Source organism: Bradyrhizobium sp. Arg237L (genome assembly GCF_029990105.1).
Lineage (GTDB): Bacteria > Pseudomonadota > Alphaproteobacteria > Rhizobiales > Xanthobacteraceae > Bradyrhizobium.
Genome location: NZ_JAQMIL010000018.1, coordinates 96,071 through 110,622 on the forward strand (window position 1 = coordinate 96,071; position 14,552 = coordinate 110,622).

The 14,552-nt window shown below is 65.1% G+C and carries 15 protein-coding genes; 14 read left to right on the forward strand and 1 reads right to left on the reverse strand.

Annotation, left to right across the window (positions count from 1 at the left end):
- Nucleotides 1-175: 175 nt before the first annotated feature.
- The 7 genes from OZ411_RS13670 to OZ411_RS13700 all read left to right on the forward strand — a co-directional run bounded on the left by OZ411_RS13670 (nucleotide 176) and on the right by OZ411_RS13700 (nucleotide 6,335).
- Complete coding sequence (locus OZ411_RS13670) at nucleotides 176-970, forward strand: thymidylate synthase (protein ID WP_282528360.1); 795 nt, start codon at nucleotides 176-178, stop codon at nucleotides 968-970.
- A gap of 7 nt (nucleotides 971-977) precedes the next feature.
- A complete protein-coding gene (locus OZ411_RS13675; protein WP_282528361.1) occupies nucleotides 978-1,463 on the forward strand; it encodes a GNAT family N-acetyltransferase in 486 nt (161 codons plus the stop codon).
- Nucleotides 1,463-1,975: a dihydrofolate reductase gene (locus OZ411_RS13680; protein ID WP_282528385.1), complete on the forward strand. Its 513-nt coding sequence runs from the start codon at nucleotides 1,463-1,465 to the stop codon at nucleotides 1,973-1,975. The genes OZ411_RS13675 and OZ411_RS13680 overlap by 1 nt, the downstream gene beginning before the upstream one ends.
- A gap of 163 nt (nucleotides 1,976-2,138) precedes the next feature.
- Nucleotides 2,139-3,281, forward strand: a complete 1,143-nt coding sequence (gene hflK / locus OZ411_RS13685; protein WP_130581592.1) for an FtsH protease activity modulator HflK — start codon at nucleotides 2,139-2,141, stop codon at nucleotides 3,279-3,281.
- Nucleotides 3,278-4,198, forward strand: coding sequence for a protease modulator HflC (hflC, locus tag OZ411_RS13690; protein ID WP_130581591.1), 921 nt, complete (start codon nucleotides 3,278-3,280; stop codon nucleotides 4,196-4,198). Before hflK ends, hflC begins: the two co-directional genes overlap by 4 nt.
- A 74-nt stretch (nucleotides 4,199-4,272) precedes the next feature.
- Complete coding sequence (locus tag OZ411_RS13695) at nucleotides 4,273-4,473, forward strand: DUF2065 domain-containing protein (RefSeq protein ID WP_282528362.1); 201 nt, start codon at nucleotides 4,273-4,275, stop codon at nucleotides 4,471-4,473.
- A gap of 356 nt (nucleotides 4,474-4,829) precedes the next feature.
- Nucleotides 4,830-6,335 carry a Do family serine endopeptidase gene (locus OZ411_RS13700; protein ID WP_130581589.1) on the forward strand — a complete coding sequence of 502 codons (1,506 nt, stop codon included), beginning with the start codon at nucleotides 4,830-4,832 and terminating at the stop codon, nucleotides 6,333-6,335.
- Between the two features lie 132 nt (nucleotides 6,336-6,467).
- Here OZ411_RS13700 and serB read toward each other — a convergent pair whose 3' ends face one another.
- On the reverse strand, nucleotides 6,468-7,361 hold the full coding sequence (serB, locus tag OZ411_RS13705; protein ID WP_130581588.1) for a phosphoserine phosphatase SerB: 894 nt from the start codon (nucleotides 7,359-7,361) through the stop codon (nucleotides 6,468-6,470).
- Here serB and miaA point away from each other — a divergent pair.
- The 7 genes from miaA to OZ411_RS13740 all read left to right on the forward strand — a co-directional run bounded on the left by miaA (nucleotide 7,360) and on the right by OZ411_RS13740 (nucleotide 14,464).
- Nucleotides 7,360-8,289, forward strand: coding sequence for a tRNA (adenosine(37)-N6)-dimethylallyltransferase MiaA (miaA, locus tag OZ411_RS13710; RefSeq protein WP_282528386.1), 930 nt, complete (start codon nucleotides 7,360-7,362; stop codon nucleotides 8,287-8,289). The two genes, serB and miaA, sit on opposite strands and share 2 nt — an antisense overlap.
- A gap of 445 nt (nucleotides 8,290-8,734) precedes the next feature.
- Nucleotides 8,735-10,510, forward strand: coding sequence for an acetolactate synthase 3 large subunit (locus OZ411_RS13715; RefSeq protein ID WP_282528363.1), 1,776 nt, complete (start codon nucleotides 8,735-8,737; stop codon nucleotides 10,508-10,510).
- Nucleotides 10,511-10,697: 187 nt separating this feature from the next.
- Complete coding sequence (locus OZ411_RS13720; RefSeq protein WP_282528364.1) at nucleotides 10,698-11,681, forward strand: threonine dehydratase; 984 nt, start codon at nucleotides 10,698-10,700, stop codon at nucleotides 11,679-11,681.
- A gap of 23 nt (nucleotides 11,682-11,704) precedes the next feature.
- Nucleotides 11,705-12,247 (forward strand): acetolactate synthase small subunit, encoded by a 543-nt coding sequence (ilvN, locus tag OZ411_RS13725; protein WP_028161804.1) that lies wholly within the window; start codon nucleotides 11,705-11,707, stop codon nucleotides 12,245-12,247.
- 3 nt (nucleotides 12,248-12,250) lie between these two features.
- Complete coding sequence (locus OZ411_RS13730; RefSeq protein ID WP_282528365.1) at nucleotides 12,251-12,946, forward strand: class I SAM-dependent methyltransferase; 696 nt, start codon at nucleotides 12,251-12,253, stop codon at nucleotides 12,944-12,946.
- Nucleotides 12,947-12,974: 28 nt separating this feature from the next.
- Nucleotides 12,975-13,850, forward strand: coding sequence for an EamA family transporter (locus OZ411_RS13735; RefSeq protein WP_282528366.1), 876 nt, complete (start codon nucleotides 12,975-12,977; stop codon nucleotides 13,848-13,850).
- A gap of 8 nt (nucleotides 13,851-13,858) precedes the next feature.
- Complete coding sequence (locus OZ411_RS13740; protein WP_282528367.1) at nucleotides 13,859-14,464, forward strand: LysE family translocator; 606 nt, start codon at nucleotides 13,859-13,861, stop codon at nucleotides 14,462-14,464.
- Nucleotides 14,465-14,552 lie beyond the last annotated feature (88 nt).

Consider the following 14,552-nt stretch of genomic DNA (forward strand, 5'->3'; position numbering starts at 1 on the left):
CGAGCGGTCCCGGGTTGCGGACGTGGGGAAGGGCGGAACGCGGGTTCCGCCCTTGTCGTTTAAGAACGGGCTATCATTTTTCCGGGTATAATCGCCAGGGAAGGCCGAATCGCCGTGTCGACGGCCGTTTGCGGCCGGTACATTCGCCGTTCCCGAAAGGCCCGAAGCTCACGCCATGAACCAGTATCACGACCTGCTCGAACGCATCCTCGCCGATGGCGCGGAGAAGCATGACCGTACCGGCACCGGGACGCTGTCGATCTTCGGCCACCAGATGCGCTTCAACCTGTCGGCCGGCTTCCCGATGCTGACGACCAAGCGGCTGCCGCTGAAGGCGATCGTGCATGAACTGCTCTGGTTCCTGGCCGGCGACACCAACATCAAATATCTGCGCGACAACGGCGTCACCATCTGGGACGAATGGGCCGACGCCAATGGCGATCTCGGCCCGGTCTATGGATCGCAATGGCGCTCCTGGCCGGCGCCCGACGGCCGCAGCATCGACCAGATCGCGAACGTGATCGAGATGATCAAGCGCAATCCGGATTCGCGCCGCCTGATCGTCAGCGCCTGGAATCCGGCCGACGTCGACAAGATGGCGCTGCCGCCCTGCCACTGCCTGTTCCAGTTCTATGTCGCGAACGGCAAACTGTCCTGCCAGCTCTACCAGCGCTCCGGCGATGTCTTCCTCGGCGTGCCCTTCAACATCGCCTCCTATGCGCTCCTCACCATGATGGTGGCGCAGGTGACGGGACTGAAGCTCGGCGATTTCGTGCACTCGCTCGGCGACACGCACCTCTATTCCAACCATATCGAGCAGGCGCGGCTGCAGCTCACGCGTCCGACCCGGCCGCTACCGGTGATGAAGATCAATCCCGACGTGAAGGACATCTTCGCCTTCCGCTACGAGGATTTCAAACTCGAGGGCTACGACCCGCACCCGCACATCAAGGCCGAAGTCGCGGTGTGAGCGCAGGATGTCGCTGACCATCCGCCGTGCGCGTGCCGATGAAGCCGGGCTCGTCTACGCGCTCGTTCGCGAGCTTGCCGAATACGAGAAGCTGCTCCACGAGGTGAAGGCCACCGAAGCCGACATTGCCGAGGCGCTGTTCGGCAACAATCCGCGGCTCACGTGCGATATCGCCGAGTGGAACGGGGAGCCGGCGGGCTTTGCGCTCTGGTTCGTCAATTTCTCCAGCTTCGCCGGCAAGCACGGCATCTATCTGGAGGATCTGTTCGTCCGCCCGGCGCTGCGCGGCAAGGGCATCGGCAAGGCGCTGCTCGTCCATCTTGCGAGGGAATGTGTCGCCAACGGCTGGGCGCGATTACAGTGGGCGGTGCTCGACTGGAATACGCCGTCGATCGAATTCTACAAATCGCTCGGCGCCGTCATGATGGACGAATGGACACTGTGCCGCGTCACCGGTCCGGCGCTGCAGGCGCTGGCGGATGGGGCGCGCTGATGGAGATCGTGCTGATCGCAGCGGTTGCCGAGAACGGCGTGATCGGGCGCGGCAATGCGATCCCGTGGCGCTTGAAGAGCGACCAGCAGCGCTTCAAGGCCATCACCATGAACAGGCCGGTGGTGATGGGGCGCAAGACCTTCGAGTCCCTGCGCAGGCCGCTCCCCGGTCGGACCAACATCGTGGTGACGCGCGACGCGAACTATCGCGCTCCCGGCGCGATCGTCACCCAGTCGTTCGAGAACGCCCGCGCGATCGCGCTCGGCGATGCGCTGCGGCGTTTCGCCACCGAAATCGCCGTCATCGGCGGCGCCGAGATCTACGCGCAATGGATCGATAGCGCCGACCGGCTCGAAATCACCGAAGTGCATGCGCGGCCGGAAGGCGATACGCATTTCGCCACAATTGACACGGCGAAATGGGAAGAAGTGGCGCGGGTGCGAAATCCGGCCGGGCCGACTGACAGCGTCGATTTTTCCTATGTGACATATAGTCGGCGTGTCCAGCGTTAACCCCGCTAGCCAATGTTTGCATTGACAATTATGTCCGCAGGCATAGCTCGTTCAGCTTGGAAGCTTGCGTTGTAAGGGGCCATTCGGTCCCCTATAAAGCCGGGCGGACTGACGAGGCCGGGCGTCCATCAATCCATCCCGGGCTTGCCGAGGAGAAGCTTTAATGCCGTGGAAGAATCAAGGCGGGGGGCCGTGGGGCTCGGGTCCGAAGGGCCCATGGGGCTCCGGTCCACAATCGGTCGGGCCGCGCCCGCCGGATCTTGAGGACCTCCTGCGCCGCGGCCAGGACCGGCTGCAGCAGCTCCTGCCCGGCGGCCATTTCAGCAGCATGGGGATCGCGCTTGTCGTGGTCGGCGCGCTCGCGATCTGGGGCCTGTCCGGCTTCTTCCGGGTCCAGTCGGAAGAACTCGGCGTCGTCCTGCGCTTTGGCAAGCACGTGCGCACGGTGCAGCCGGGCTTGAACTATCATTTGCCCTATCCGATCGAGACAGTGCTGCTGCCGAAGGCGCTGCGCGTCTCCACCATTTCGATCGGCATGACCCTGATCGACGACCCGGCGCGGCGCGGCCGCACCATGCGCGACGTGCCGGAAGAGAGCCTGATGCTGACCGGTGACGAGAACATCGTCGACGTCGATTTCACCGTGCTGTGGCGGATCAAGCCCGACGGCGTCGGCGACTTCCTGTTCAACATCCAGAACCCCGAAGGCACCGTGAAGGCGGTGGCGGAGAGCGCCATGCGCGAGGTGATCGGCCGGTCACAGATCCAGCCGATCCTCACCGGCGCGCGCACCACCACCGAGCAGAACGTGCAGGAACTGATGCAGAAGACGCTCGATACCTACGGCGCCGGCGTCCTGATCACCCAGGTGCAGATGCAGAAGGTCGATCCGCCGCAGCAGGTGATCGACTCGTTCCGCGACGTCCAGGCGGCGCGCGCCGACCTCGAGCGGTTGCAGAACGAGGCGCAGACCTATGCCAACCGCGTGATACCGGAGGCGCGCGGCCGCTCCGCCCAGATCGTGCAGGCGGCCGAAGGCTACAAGGAGCAGGCGGTGGCGGAGGCCAAGGGCCAGAGTGCGCGCTTCCTGAAAGTCTATGACGAATACAAGAAGGCCCCCGACGTGACGCGGCAACGCATTTACCTGGAGACGATGGAACGCATCCTCGGTGGCTCCGAGAAACTGGTCTATGACGGCGGCAACGGGTCCGGCCAGAACATCGTGCCGTATTTGCCGCTGAGCGAGCTGACGCCGCGGCGTCCGTCCGCCACCACCGGTCAGCAGCAGGGCGGAGGCACGCGATGAGGTCGCCCGTCACCGGCATTGCCGCGCTGATCATCCTGCTGGTGCTGGTCATCATCGGCTACAGCTCGGTCTTCACCGTGCAGCAGACCGAACAGGTCCTGGTGGTCCGGCTCGGCGAGCCCGTCCGCGTGGTCACCGAACCCGGCCTCAACTTCAAGGCGCCGTTCATCGATTCCGTGATCTCGATCGACAAGCGCATCCTCGACCTGGAAAACCCGTCGCAGGAAGTAATCGCCTCCGACCAGAAGCGGCTGGTGGTCGACGCCTTCGCCCGCTACCGCATCAAGAACGCGCTGCGCTTCTATCAGAGCGTCGGCACGATCCAGGCGGCCAACGTGCAGTTGACGACGCTGCTCAACGCGGCGCTGCGCCGCGTGCTCGGCGAGGTCACCTTCATCAACGTCGTCCGCGACGAGCGCGAGAGGTTGATGGCGCGGATCCGCGACCAACTCGACCACGAGGCCGACGGCTACGGCATCCAGGTCGTCGACGTCCGCATCCGCCGCGCCGACCTCCCGGAGCAGAACAGCCAGGCGGTCTACCAGCGGATGCAGACCGAGCGTCAGCGCGAGGCGGCCGAATTCCGCGCCCAGGGCGGTCAGAAGGCGCAGGAGATCCGCTCCAAGGCGGATCGTGAGGCAACCGTCATCGTCGCTGAGGCCAATTCGACCGCGGAGCAGGTGCGCGGCGAGGGCGACGCCGAGCGCAACCGGCTGTTTGCCGAAGCCTATGGCAAGGATGCGGATTTCTTCGCGTTCTACCGTTCGATGTCGGCCTATGAGAACGGCCTGCGCGCCAACGACACCCGCTTCCTGTTGCGCCCGGACTCCGATTTCTTCAAATATTTCGGCAGCGCGTCCGGCCGTCCGCTGGCCGTCGGTCCGTCGGCAACGGCCGCCGCGCCGAAGCAGCAGTAACCGCATCACGAGGGCGAAGCATCCGCTTCGCCCCTTAGCCAAGAAGAAACGCCCGGACGAGAGGTCGCCATCCGATGAGGTCCATAGCGTTCGCCGACTTCCTCATCGGTGTGGGAATTCTGTTCGTGCTCGAGGGCCTGATGTTCGCGGCAAGCCCGAGCTGGATGCGGCGCGCGATGAAAAGCGCGCTGGCAACCCCGGACAATGTGTTGCGCGTGGTCGGGATCGGATCGGCGGTGGGTGGCTTGATCCTGATCTGGCTGGTGCGGCGCTGAGCATCGTTGCGAACTCTCGCGTCGTCATGCCCGGGCAAAAGCGCGAAGCGCGTCTTCGCGCAGATGTCCCGGGCATCCACGTTCTTCGCCGCCGTCGCAAAGGGCGTGGATGGCCGGGACCCGGCTATGCCAAGGCTTCGCCGGGCACGCCAGTGTTGGTCCGGCGAAGCGACAGCGAAGACGGACAAGCCCGGCCATGACGGAAAAAATTGGCTGGCCGGAACTTATCGGTCCAACGCAATCGTGAGCCGTAGGGCGCCGGTTTTTCGCCGGAATGGTTGTCTCAAATGCTTGCGCGGCCACCCCGTTCGGGCGCACTGTGGGCGGAATATCGTATTTCCTGGAGAGAAGCTGACATGACCGGTGCCAGACCCGCCTTGAGCCGTCGCCTGCGCCTGATGGGAGCCGCGATTGCCATCGGCGCCGCCGGCGTGCTTGCCTCAGTGCCAGCGGCCTTCGCGCGAGGACCCGACGGCATCGCTGACGTTGCCGAAAAGGTGATCGATGCGGTCGTGAACATCTCGACGTCGCAGACGGTGGAGGCCAAGGGCGGCGGCGCCATGCCGCAACTGCCGCCGGGCTCGCCCTTCGAGGAGTTCTTCGACGACTTCTTCAAGAACCGCCGTGGCCCCGGTGGCGGCAAGGGCGGGGACAAGAACGGCGAGTTTCAGCCGCGCAAGACCAACTCGCTCGGCTCCGGCTTCATCGTCGACACCGCAGGCATCGTGGTGACCAACAACCACGTGATTGCCGATGCCGACGAGATCAACATCATCATGAACGACGGCACCAAGGTTAAGGCGGAGCTGGTCGGCGTCGATAAGAAGACCGATCTCGCCGTCCTGAAGTTCAAGCCGCCGAAGCCGCTGACTGCGGTGAAGTTCGGCGATTCCGACAAGCTCAGGCTCGGCGAATGGGTAATCGCGATCGGCAACCCCTTCAGCCTCGGCGGCTCGGTGACCGCCGGCATCGTGTCGGCGCGCAACCGCGACATCAGCCAGGGTCCCTACGACAGCTACATCCAGACCGACGCCGCCATCAACCGCGGCAATTCGGGTGGACCGCTGTTCAACCTCGATGGCGAAGTGGTCGGCGTCAACACACTGATCATCTCGCCGACCGGCGGCTCGATCGGCCTCGGCTTTGCCGTGCCGTCGAAGACGGTCGCTGCCGTCGTGGATCAACTGCAGAAATTTGGCGAGCTGCGCCGCGGCTGGCTCGGCGTCCGAATCCAGCAGGTCACCGACGAGATCGCCGACAGCCTCAACATCAAGCCGGCGCGTGGCGCGCTGGTCGCGGGCATTGACGACAAGGGGCCGGCGAAACCCGCGGGCATCGAGCCTGGCGACGTCGTGGTCAAGTTCGACGGTAAGGACGTCAAGGATCCCAAGGATCTCTCGCGCGTCGTTGCGGACACCGCCGTCGGCAAGGAAGTCGACGTCGTCGTCATCCGCAAGGGCAATGAGGAGACCAAGCGGGTCACGCTCGGCCGGCTCGAGGACACCGACAAGGTGCAGCAGGCCAACGCCAAGACCAAGGACGAGCCGGCGGAGAAGCCGGTGACGCAGAAGGCGCTCGGGCTCGATCTTGCGGTGCTGAACAAGGATCTCCGCACCAAGTACAAGATCAAGGACAGCGTGAAGGGCGTGATCATCACCGGCGTCGATGGTACCTCCGATGCCGCCGAAAAGCGCCTGTCCGCCGGCGACGTCATCGTCGAGGTCGCGCAGGAAGCGGTCGCGAGCGCCGCCGACATCAAGAAGCGCGTCGACCAGTTGAAGAAGGACGGCAAGAAGTCGGTCCTCCTGCTCGTCTCCAACGGCGACGGAGAACTGCGCTTCGTGGCGCTGAGCGTGCAGTAACGCGCCGCAGGCCGTTCCGCGCTCGACTGTCATACTCCGCGAAGGCGGAGTATCCAGTAATCGCCGGCGTGAATAACAGGCCGCGCTGGAATACTGGGTCAGCCGCCTTCGCGGGTGACGACGGGTGAGGGCCTATCCCTCGACGAATTCATCCCGCCGATAGCCCTGTGCGTAGAGCAGCGCGGTGAGGTCGCCGTGGTCGATCCGCGCTGCCGCGGCCGCTGCGACCGCGGGCTTGGCGTGGTAGGCGACGCCGAGGCCGGCGGCCTCGATCATGCCGAGGTCGTTGGCGCCGTCGCCGACGACCAGCGTGTCGATGGCATCGAGGTCGAAGGCCTCGCGCAGTTCGATCAGCGTGGCGAGCTTGGTGGCGCGGCCGACGATTGGCTCCTTCACCTCGCCCACGAGCTTGCCGTCGCGCGCGATCAGCTCATTGGCGCGGTTCTCCTGGAAGCCGATCTTGGCGGCGATCGCGTTGGTGAACAGCGTGAAGCCGCCCGAGATCAGGCAGGTCCAGGCGCCATTGGCGCGCATGGTCATCACCAGTTCGCGGCCACCCGGCGTTGGCGTGATGCGCTTTTCCAGGACCTCGTCGACCACGCTCACGGGTAGGTCCTTCAATAGTGCGACGCGCTCGCGCAGCGCCGGCTCGAAGGCGATCTCGCCGCGCATCGCGCGCTCGGTGATTTTTGAGACATGCTCCTTCAGCCCGGCGAAATCGGCGAGCTCGTCGACGCATTCCTGACCGATCATGGTGGAGTCCATGTCGGCGAGAAAAAGCTTCTTGCGCCTGAAGGCGCGAGGCTGCACCACAATATCGATCGGCAGGTCGCCGCGCGCCTGTTGCAGGCGGGCTTCGATCGCCTTGATATCCTCGCTGCCGTCAAAGGGGATGTCGACGGCGACCTCGTCGAACAGCCACTGCGCCGCGCCGGGCGAGGGCAGGACGGCCAGCGCGCCGTCGACGATGGTGGAGTCGAGCGCCGGATTGGCGGGATTGCAGATGAGGGTGGCGACGAGCGACATGGCGGCGGCTTCGCAAGCTGGGACAAGAGCGGTGCTTATCGCAGGGCCGACCGCCAGCGGCAAGTCGGCGCTGGCACTCGACCTTGCGCAAAGGGCTCGCGGTGTCGTGATCAACACCGATTCAATGCAGGTCTATCGCGACCTCCGCGTCATCACGGCGCGGCCGACGATCGAGGAGGAGGCGCAGGTCGCGCACCGCCTCTACGGCCATGTCGACGCCGGCGTGAATTTCTCCGCCGGCGCCTGGGTCGCGGATGCTGCGAAGGTGCTTTCCGAGGTGCGCGCCGAGAACCGCCTGCCGATCTTCATCGGCGGCTCGGGCCTGTATTTCAAGGCGCTCACCCGCGGCCTCTCGGCGGTGCCGCCGATTGCTGCCGAGGTGCGCGAGGGGGTGCGCGCGCGGCTCGATCGCGACGGGGTCGAGGCGCTGCATGCGGAACTTTCCCGGCGCGACCCCGCCTATGCCGAGCGCCTGAAACCGCGCGATCGCACCCGGATCTCTCGCGCGCTCGAAGTCGTCGAGGCGACCGGCCGCTCGCTGACCGAATGGCATCGCGACGGCCTGCCGCCGCTCTTGCCATCAGGCGAATTCGCTGCCCTGTTCCTCGCGCCCCAACGCGACGAGCTCTATGCACGGATCGATGCCCGGTTCGAGGCGATGCTGAATGCCGGCGCGCTGGAAGAGGTGGCAAAGCTCGCGGCGCGCCATCTCGATCCCTTGCTGCCGGCGATGAAGGCCCACGGCGTGCCGGCCCTGATCCGGCATCTCAACGGCGAGATCAGCCGCGAGGAGGCGTCCGAGATCGGCCGCGCCGACACCCGCCATTACGCGAAACGGCAGTTCACCTGGTTCCGCCACCAATTGCCGGAATTCGAATGGGTGGCGCCCGAAGCGGCGAGAGGATGGCTGGAGGCACGTCTCCCGTAGTCCCGTAGCCCGGATGGAGCGCAGCGCAATCCGGGACTTCTCCACCTCCGGGACGCGCTGCCTCGGATTACGCTTACGCTCCATCCGGGCTACGGCTCTCGTAGCCTGGACGGAGCGGAGCGCGAGCTACGGCGCTTCTGCCATGCGCGCAAAAGCACTCGCTGAACGGCAGGAACGCCACTAGAGTACGAAAAGTCGCGCTGAACGCGTCCCTGCCTTGACATTCGGGCATTGGTCGGTATGGTCGCGCAACCTTTGGGAAGCCTGAGCCGCCTATGCGTAACATTATTACCAAACTCATCGTCGTCGTACCCAGGCACACCGCCGGGGATGGCTAGCGGCCATCTGACAGACAGGCGGTGTGCATGGGGCCTCTCGGGCCCTTTTTTATTTCCCAAATCAAAGACTTAACGCCGCGCAAGAAACAGCGCATCCGGAGCCAGCCATGAAAGACAAGAGCCACGATCCGAACCAGATGACGGGAGCCGCGATGATCGTCCGCGCGCTGATCGATCATGGCGTGCAGCACCTTTTCGGCTATCCCGGCGGCGCGGTGCTGCCGATCTATGACGAGATCTTTCAGCAGAGCGAGGTCGAGCACATCCTGGTGCGGCACGAGCAGGGCGCCGGCCACGCCGCCGAGGGCTACGCGCGCTCGACCGGCAAGCCCGGCGTCGTGCTGGTGACCTCCGGCCCGGGCGCCACCAACATGGTGACGGCGCTGACCGACGCGCTGATGGATTCGATTCCCCTGGTCTGCATCACCGGCCAGGTGCCGACGCATCTGATCGGCAACGACGCGTTCCAGGAATGCGACACGGTCGGCATCACGCGCCCCTGCACCAAGCACAACTGGCTGGTGCGCAACGTCAACGACCTCGCGAAGGTCCTGCATGAGGCGTTCTACGTCGCGACCTCCGGCCGTCCCGGTCCGGTCGTGGTCGACGTCCCGAAGGACGTGCAGTTCGCGGTCGGCACCTACCATCCGCCGCGCAAGTCCGACGTTCACATCTCCTACGCGCCGCGCGTCAAAGGCGATGCTGCCCAGATCCGCAAGGCGGTGGCGCTGCTCGCGTCCGCCAAGCGTCCGGTGATCTACAGCGGCGGCGGCGTCATCAATTCCGGCCCCGAGGCCTCCAAGCTGCTGCGCGATCTCGTCGAGTTCACCGGCTTCCCGATCACCTCGACCTTGATGGGCCTCGGCGCCTATCCGGCCTCGGGCAAGAACTGGCTCGGCATGCTCGGCATGCACGGCACCTACGAAGCCAACATGACCATGCATGATTGCGACGTCATGCTGTGCGTCGGCGCGCGCTTCGACGACCGCATCACCGGCCGCATCGACGCGTTCTCGCCGGGCTCGAAGAAGATCCACATCGACATCGACCCGTCCTCGATCAACAAGAACATCCGCGTCGACGTGCCGATCATCGGCGATTGCGGCAACGTGCTCGGCGACCTGCTGCAGGTGTTCAAGGCCGAAGCGAAGCGGCCGGACATCAAGGCGTGGTGGCAGCAGATCGCGCAATGGCGCGCGCGCAACTCGCTGTCCTACCGCAAGAACAACGACATCATCCTGCCGCAATACGCGATCCAGCGTCTGTTCGAGCTGACGCGCGGCAAGGACACCTACATCACGACCGAAGTCGGCCAGCACCAGATGTGGGCGGCGCAGTTCTACGGCTTCGAGGAGCCGCACCGCTGGATGACCTCCGGCGGCCTCGGCACCATGGGCTATGGCCTGCCGGCCGCGGTCGGCGTGCAGGTTGCGCATCCCGACAGCCTCGTTATCGACATCGCCGGCGACGCCTCGGTGCAGATGACGATCCAGGAGATGTCGACGGCGGTCCAGTATGAACTGCCGATCAAGATCTTCATCCTGAACAACCAGTACATGGGCATGGTGCGGCAGTGGCAGCAGCTCCTGCACGGCAACCGCCTGTCGCATTCCTATACCGAGGCGCTGCCTGACTTCGTCAAGCTCGCCGAGGCCTATGGCGGCGTCGGCTTGCAGGTGATCAAGCCGGCCGATCTCGATGGCGCGATCAAGGAGATGATCGCGATCAAGCGCCCGGTGCTGTTCGACTGCCGCGTCGCCGCGCTCGAGAACTGCTTCCCGATGATCCCCTCCGGCAAGGCGCACAACGAGATGCTGTTGCCCGAAGAGGCGACCGACGATGCAACCGCGATCGCCTTCGCCGGCGGCAAGGCGCTGGTGTGATGATGACGTCTTCGCCGCGAGGCATCTTCTTCACCTCGCCCCGCTCGCGGGGAGAGGTCGGCGCGCAGCGCCGGGTGAGGGGGACTCTCCGCGAGTCCAACTCTCACCGTTCTCGCGGAGGCAGCCCCTCACCCCAACCCTCTCCCCGCGAAGGGCGGGGAGAGGGAGTCACTTGTGAGATGGACTGATGTTCGACCTTGGACAGCTCGAGCGCGCGCAGGCGATTGTCGGCACCGCGGTGCCGCCGACGCCGGTGCATGCCTGGCCGCTGCTAGCTGAGCGGCTGGGTGCGGATGTCCTGGTCAAGCATGAGAACCACACGCCGACTGGCGCCTTCAAGGTGCGCGGCGGGCTCGTCTATCTCGATCGTCTGAAGCGCGAGCAGCCTGATACGCCGGGGATCATCTCGGCGACGCGCGGCAATCACGGCCAGAGTCTCGCCTTCGCCGCGCGCCGTCATGGGGTGCCGGCGACGATCTACGTGCCGCATGGCAATTCGGTCGAGAAGAACCGCGCCATGCGCGCCTTCGGCGCCGAGCTGGTCGAGCACGGCCAGGATTTCCAGGCCGCGCGCGAGGAAGCCGTCCGGCGCGCCGAAAGCGCAGGCCTGCACATGGTGCCGGCGTTCCATCCCGACCTGGTGCTGGGCGTTGCGACCTATGCGTTGGAGCTGTTCAAGGCCGCACCTGACCTCGACCTGCTCTATGTGCCGATCGGGCAGGGCTCCGGCATCTGCGGCTGCATCCGCGTCCGCGATCTCCTCGGCCTGAAGACCGAGATCGTCGGCGTGCAGTCGACGGAGGCGCCGTCCTATGCGCTGTCGTTCGCGGCCGGCACCGTCGTCACCACCGAGACCGCCAGCACCCGCGCCGACGGCATGGCGACCCGCATTCCCGATGCCGACGCGCTCGCGATGATCCGCAAGGGCGCTTCCCGCATCGTGCAGGTTACTGACGACGAGGTCGGCGCCGCCATCCGCTGCTACTGGACCGATACGCACAACCTCGCCGAAGGCGCCGGCGCCGCCGCGCTCGCGGCCGCGCTGCAGGAGCGGGACGGGATTCGAGGCAAGCGCGTCGGCCTGGTCCTGAGCGGCGGCAATATCGATTTCGACCTGTTCCGCCAGTGGCTCGGAACGGACGCCGCCATCGCCGAACGGGCGATGGCGTGACAGCATTCCTTGAGGGGACGACCATGAACCAGCCCGCATCCGCCTACTTCCTCGAAGAGCGCCACGACCCGAACGAGTCGCACACGCTTTCGGTGCTCGTGCAGAACGAACCGGGCGTGCTCGCGCGCGTGATCGGGCTGTTCTCCGGCCGCGGCTACAACATCGAAAGTCTTACCGTCTCTGAGACCGAGAGCCAGAAACACCTATCGCGCATCACCATCGTGACCACGGGCACGCCGATGGTGATCGAGCAGATCAAGCATCAGCTCGACCGCATGATCCCGGTCTACCGCGTCGTCGACATGACGCTGTCGGGACGCTCGATCGAGCGGGAGCTGGCGATGGTGAAGGTGCGCGGCACCGGCGACCACCGCGTCGAGGCGCTGCGGCTGGCGGATGCGTTCCGGGCGCGGGTGATTGATGCCACTACCGAGAGTTTTGTGTTCGAGATCACAGGCAATACCGCCAAGATCAATCAGTTCATCGACCTGATGCGCCCGCTCGGCCTGGTCGAGGTGTCACGCACGGGCGTTGCCGCGATCGGACGCGGGCCGGAAGGGATGTGAACCATGTTGGCGCGCGACTGGTACTACACGCAAAGACGCCGGGTCGGCATCGATACCGCGGTCGCCTCGATCTATGGCCGCCATGACGACAGCGATCTCCGCGCCCGCCAGACGCTCAAGATGCTCGGCGTCGAGCCGGGCTGGCGCGTCGCCGATATCGGTTGCGGCAACGGCGTGCTCGCCTGTGAAGCGGCGCTGATGGGCGCCGACGTCGATGCGATCGACATCTCGCCGGCGATGCTGACGCTCGCCAATATCTATGCACGCGACCGCAAGGCGCGCATCCGCACCCAGCCGGCGGGGCTTCTGAGCTTCGCCTATCAGGCGAATTCCTATGACCTGATCGTCAGCGAATTCACGCTGCATCATTTGCCGGATTTCTGGAAAGCGGTGGCGCTGTCTCGGATCTTCAACGCGCTGAAGCCGGGCTCCGAGTTCTATCTCCGCGACATCGTGTTCGTCAGCATGCCCGACGGCGTCGAGCGCGACGTCGAGGGCTGGGCCGACTTTTCCATCAAGAACCATGATTTCGAGCGCGAGGGCGTGATGATGCACATGCGCGACGAATATTCGACCTTCGGTTGGGTCATGGAAGGCATGCTGACCGAGGTCGGCTTCATCTTGGTCTCCGCCGACTACCACGCGCCGCTGCACGGCACCTATCTCCTGCGCAAGCCGAAGCCGGAACAGAAGAGCTAGAAACAAAAGAGCTGGAAAAGACGAGCCAATGAAACCGGCCGACGTCTGCATCGCCGTCATGGTCGCGGTGATCTGGGGGCTTGCTTTCGTCGCAAGCCGGATCGCGCTTGACGAATTGCCGCCGGAATTGATGACTGCGCTGCGCTTTGGGATCGCGGCGCTGCCGTGCCTGTTCCTGCGCAAGCCGAAAGTGTCCTGGCCGCTTCTGATCGCGATCAGCCTGAACCTGTTCCTCGGCCAGTTCCTGGCGCAGTCGATCGCCATTGCGCATGGCATGCCGGTCGGGCTCACCAGCGTGATCGTGCAGAGCCAGGCGCTGTTCACGATCGCGTTCGCCGCCATCATTTTCAGCGAATGGCCGAGCCGGATGCAGATGGTCGGCATCGGCATTGCCGTGATCGGCCTCTTGATGATCTCTGGCACCGTCGGCCATGATTTCAGTGCCGGCGCGTTCGCGATCCTGATGATCTCCCCGATCTGTTTCGCGGTCGGCAATCTCTTGCTGCGGCCCGCGCAGGGTGCGCGCATGTTCGATCTGTTCGCATGGCTGTGCCTCTGTGCCGCCGTTCCCTTGTTCGCGTTGTCGCTGATCACTCTCGGCCCGAAGCCGACCTGGCAGGCGCTGTCGCAGATGTCGGCAACCGGGATCGTCTGCATGCTGTTCGTCGGCGGCGTCTCGACCAGCATCGCCTACTGGCTGTGGGGCCGGCTGCTGCGCGACTATCCGCCGGCGCAGGTGGTGCCGTTCGCGCTCCTGGTGCCGTTCGTCGGCTCCGCCGGCTCCAGCATCGTGTTCGGCGAAAGGTTCGGGCCGCTGCGGCTTGCGGGCACGGCCGCCGTGATCGGCGGCATCGCCGTCATGCTGCTTTCGAAACGTCCGCAACCCCAGGCGAAGATCGCGTGAGTGGTGCCATGTCGCAGTCGGTTCTGATCGCTTTCGTGATGTTCGCCGTGGTGATGTTCTTCACGCCAGGGCCGAACAACATCATGCTGCTGTCCTCGGGGCTGACTTACGGCTTCCGCCGCACGGTGCCGCATATGGCGGGCATCACGGTCGGATTTGCGTTCATGGTCGGCGCCGTCGGCCTTGGTCTCGGCACCGTCTTCATCGCCTATCCCGTGCTGCAGACCATCCTCAAATATATCGGCGTCGCCTATTTGATCTATCTCGCCGCCGCGATCGCGATGGCCGAGCCGTCCTCGCCGGAATCCGGCGATAGAAGCGGTCGCCCGATGACGTTCTGGGGCGCGGCCATGTTCCAATGGGTCAATGCCAAAGGCTGGGTGATGGTGATCGGCACCATCACGGCCTATGCGGCGATTGCCGCGTTCCCCTGGAATATCGCGATCCAGGTCTGCCTGAGCCTGATCCTCGGCACCTTGTCCTGCATTGCCTGGGCGCTGTTCGGCACTGCCTTGCGGCCGATCCTGACCTCGCGTCTGGCGGTGCGCGCTTTCAATATCGTGATGGCGATCCTGTTGCTCGCCTCGCTCTACCCGGTCTTCATGGACGCATGATGCCGCACCGCGCCATGCGAGAACGGGGTTTCCCCTGAGCCGGAAAATGCTCTAGACAACGCCGGAAAATTCGCGGGCGTCCGGCGGT